Source organism: Caldimonas sp., from assembly GCF_046289365.1.
Lineage (GTDB): Bacteria > Pseudomonadota > Gammaproteobacteria > Burkholderiales > Burkholderiaceae_C > Caldimonas.
The window spans coordinates 1-2,922 of the sequence record NZ_JBKBVU010000283.1 but is presented as its reverse complement, the minus strand read 5'-3'; the positions used below and the strand labels follow the sequence as shown (position 1 = coordinate 2,922).

Below are 2,922 nucleotides of genomic sequence, written 5' to 3'. Positions count from 1 at the left end.
GGGCAGCTCGACAGCACGACGCAGCAGAATGCGGCGCTGGTGGAGCAGGCCGCGGCGGCGGCTGCCAGCCTCAACACCCAGGCGCAGGCGCTGCTGCAGGTGGTGGCGCAATTCCGCACGGGCGACGCGGCCGCGGCGGCACCCGTGGTGGCTCCGCTGCGCGCGGGGGCAGCGGCATTGCTTCCCAACTAAGGCGCGGTGTGTGGCGGTGGGTATGCCGCCCGTTCCCGGGGGAAGACAGTGGCTGCGGGCTTAAGCCGGGCTGGAAGCGCGCGCGGCGGGGGTCAAAGCGCGCGAGATGGCCCGTTTTACGGCTAAGATGGGGGCCGGTAATGCGATGGAGGATGGGGCTCCATCAGGCGTAGTTGTAGACGGAGTCTGTCATGGCCAAAAAGTCTTCCCGGTTGGCTGCCGTGCGTGGTGGCACCGATATCGATATCGGCATTGATGCGCAAGATCGCGCAGCGATTGCGCAGGGGCTGAGCCGGTTGCTGGCGGACACGTATACGTTGTACCTCACCACGCACAATTTCCACTGGAACGTTACCGGGCCCATGTTCAACACGCTGCACGATATGTTCATGCAGCAGTACACGGAGCTGTGGAACGCGGTGGACCCGATTGCCGAGCGCATTCGGGCGCTGGGCCATGTCGCGCCAGGGTCGTACGCGGAGTTTGCGCGCCTGAGTGCCGTGCCGGATGCGCCGACCGAGCCTCCCAAGGCGCTGGAAATGGTGCGCATGCTCGTACAGGGCCACGAGACGGTGGCGCGCACGGCGCGCAGCCTCTTCCCGTTGGTGGACCAAGCGCACGACGAGCCGACCGCTGACTTGTTGACGCAGCGGCTGGCCGTGCACGAACAGACGGCGTGGATGCTGCGTAGCTTGCTGGAAGCCTGAGCGCGTGCACGATTTTGCGCGCTGTTGCAGCCGCCCCTGGGATTCTTCATAGGGGGCGGCTATTTTGATGATGCAGCGTGTCAATCAGGGATATCCCTGATCTTTGATGCGGGTCAAATTCTTCGGTGACCATGCGCCTAGCATGGTCTTTGCCGCGCGCCGGATGGGCACCGGCCTTGCGGTCAACATCGGAGAAAGGATCCCACCATGACAACGAGATCGATGCGTCGTATTCGCATGGCAGCCGTCGTGGCCGCACTCGCCGCGGGTGGTGCGGTTGCGGTGGCGCAGAGTGACTCTTTCGATCGCCTGTATGCCCCCATCCAGCCACCCAAACAGATCGACTTGGGCAAGGTCGAGCTGGGCAAAAAGCTCTACTTCGATCCTCGGCTGTCGAAGTCGGGCTTCATCTCGTGTAATTCGTGTCACAACCTGAGCATGGGCGGCACCGACAACATCAGCACCTCGATCGGGGATCGCTGGCAAAAGGGCCCCATCAACGCGCCGACCGTGCTCAACTCCAGCCTCAACCTCGCCCAGTTCTGGGACGGCCGAGCGGCCGACCTCAAGGAACAGGCGGGTGGGCCGATCGCCAATCCCGGGGAGATGGCATTTACGCACACGCTGGCCGTGGACGTGCTGCAATCGATCCCCGCGTATGCCCGGGAGTTCAAGCTCATCTACGGCAAGGACAAGATCGATATCGACATGGTCACCGATGCGATCGCGGAGTTCGAGAAAACGTTGGTCACGCCCAACTCGCGCTTCGACCAATACCTGCTGGGCAACAAGCAGGCGCTGACCAAGGACGAGCTGGCCGGCTACAAGCTCTTCAACGAGAGCGGCTGCGTGGCCTGCCACAACGGCCCGAACCTGGGCGGCAACTCTTTCCAAAAAATGGGCGTCGTGGCGCCCTACAAATCCGCTTCGCCGGGGGTGGAGGGACGCTCGGCCGTGACGGGCAAGGAGATCGACCGCTTTACCTTCAAAGTGCCGGCACTGCGCAACGTCGAGTTGACCTATCCGTACTTCCACGATGGGGCCGTGTGGTCGTTGTCCGAAGCGGTGGATGTGATGGGGCGTCTGCAGTTGGGTAAAAAATTCACGCCCGAGGAGAACGCCCAGCTCGTGGCGTTTCTCAAGACGCTGACGGGGGAGCAGCCGGTGTTCCAGCTCCCGATCCTGCCGCCTTCCACCGAAAAGACGCCGCGGCCCCGTCCGTTTGACTGACGACCAACGCCGGGCCGACAGGGGTGGCCGCCCAGCGCGCGGCCACCGCACTGCTCCTGCTCAGTGCACCACCAGCGGCATCTGCGCGAGCGAGGCGTAGCGTTCCAGCGTGTCCTCGACCTCTTCTTGGGTCGGCGTGTCGCGCTGCCACGACTCGATTTGCTGCTGGAACAGCTCGGCCCAGGAGCCGTCCAGGTACACCTCCTTGCCGGAGCGCTTGTCCACGATTTCGAAGCCGTGACGCGGCAGCACCGGACGGGGCGCATCGCCCTCGGCCGCGCTCGCCACCTCCTGGGCGTTGGCCAGGATGTGGACCACCGCGAAGCTGTCGGAGTTGTAGAGCATGTGCATGACCACACTATCCTCGAAACAGATTGTCCCTGCAAGTCGCGGGACGCTGGGTACGGGGGCACCCGACACGGACCGCTCGTCCCTGATATCGGTTCCCGGCGGGCGGATTTCAAGAGGGGGCGTCCATCCCAACACTGCGCGCGTAGTCGGCGCTCAGGAGGGCGGCACGGCGGGCCATTCGCGCAGGCGCTGGTCCACCCGGTCGCCGTTGGGCTGCTGCAGCACGATGCGCACCGGCAGACCGGGCAGGGCCGGGCTGTACCACAGGTCCACGTCCAGCGCGCGTTCGCTGGCGAGGCGGCGCACGTGCAACGCGTCCGTTTCGCCCGAAGGCAGTGTGATGCGCTCCCTGCCGACGGCCTCGAACGACCAGTGCTCGAGCCCGCCCAGCCCCACCACGGGGATGCGCCAGCGCCGGCCCGCGCCTGCGCCGGCGTCGCCC

Annotated in this window: 4 protein-coding genes and 1 pseudogene; 3 read left to right on the top strand and 2 right to left on the bottom strand. The window is 65.3% G+C overall.

Features of this window, described 5'->3' with window-relative positions; translation table 11 throughout:
* The 3 genes and pseudogenes from ACK42S_RS16980 to ACK42S_RS16970 all read left to right on the top strand — a co-directional run.
* Positions 1–192 (top strand): annotated as a pseudogene (locus ACK42S_RS16980) (methyl-accepting chemotaxis protein); the annotation flags it as partial.
* A gap of 191 nt (positions 193–383) precedes the next feature.
* Positions 384–899, top strand: coding sequence for a Dps family protein (locus ACK42S_RS16975; RefSeq protein ID WP_043700177.1), 516 nt, complete (start codon positions 384–386; stop codon positions 897–899).
* Positions 900–1,106: 207 nt separating this feature from the next.
* On the top strand, positions 1,107–2,129 hold the full coding sequence (locus ACK42S_RS16970; RefSeq protein ID WP_224440954.1) for a cytochrome-c peroxidase: 1,023 nt from the start codon (positions 1,107–1,109) through the stop codon (positions 2,127–2,129).
* A 60-nt stretch (positions 2,130–2,189) separates the two neighbouring features.
* Here ACK42S_RS16970 and ACK42S_RS16965 read toward each other — a convergent pair whose 3' ends face one another.
* Both ACK42S_RS16965 and ACK42S_RS16960 read right to left on the bottom strand, forming a co-directional pair.
* Complete coding sequence (locus ACK42S_RS16965; RefSeq protein WP_043700183.1) at positions 2,190–2,480, bottom strand: DUF3567 domain-containing protein; 291 nt, start codon at positions 2,478–2,480, stop codon at positions 2,190–2,192.
* A 153-nt stretch (positions 2,481–2,633) separates the two neighbouring features.
* The coding region (locus tag ACK42S_RS16960) for a DUF3108 domain-containing protein (protein ID WP_409710324.1) at positions 2,634–2,922 on the bottom strand (289 nt) is incomplete at its 5' end.

Coding starts and splice junctions, on each gene's coding strand:
- ACK42S_RS16975 (WP_043700177.1), top strand. CDS start 384: ATGGCCAAAAAGTCTTCCCGGTTGGCTGCCGTGCGTGGTGGCACCGAT.
- ACK42S_RS16965 (WP_043700183.1), bottom strand. CDS start 2,480: ATGCACATGCTCTACAACTCCGACAGCTTCGCGGTGGTCCACATCCTG.
- ACK42S_RS16970 (WP_224440954.1), top strand. CDS start 1,107: ATGACAACGAGATCGATGCGTCGTATTCGCATGGCAGCCGTCGTGGCC.